Consider the following 368-nt stretch of genomic DNA (forward strand, 5'->3'; position numbering starts at 1 on the left):
GCGGCGTCCTACTCTCCCACAGGGTCCCCCCTGCAGTACCATCGGCGCTGTGAGGCTTAGCTTCCGGGTTCGGAATGTAACCGGGCGTTTCCCTCACGCTATGACCACCGAAACCCTATCGGGCCATCCCGCAGAGCGGGATATCGGCACTTAGCGAACAAGCACACTCTTCAATTGAGTACATACTGGTTCAACCGGTGCGACTGTTCGCAACCCGGGAACCACACAGTGGACGCGAGCAACTGAGGACAAGCCCTCGGCCTATTAGTACCGGTCAACTCCACCAGTCACCTGGCTTCCATATCCGGCCTATCAACCCAGTGGACAAGCCCTCGGCCTATTAGTACCGGTCAACTCCACCAGTCACC

At 58.4% G+C, this 368-nt stretch carries 1 rRNA gene; it reads right to left on the reverse strand.

Annotation, left to right across the window (positions count from 1 at the left end):
• Positions 1 to 112, reverse strand: a 5S ribosomal RNA gene (rrf, locus tag IF11_RS0136160); the annotation flags it as partial.
• Between the last annotated feature and the right edge of the window lie 256 nt (positions 113 to 368).

This window comes from Streptomyces scopuliridis RB72 (assembly GCF_000718095.1).
Lineage (GTDB): Bacteria > Actinomycetota > Actinomycetes > Streptomycetales > Streptomycetaceae > Streptomyces > Streptomyces scopuliridis.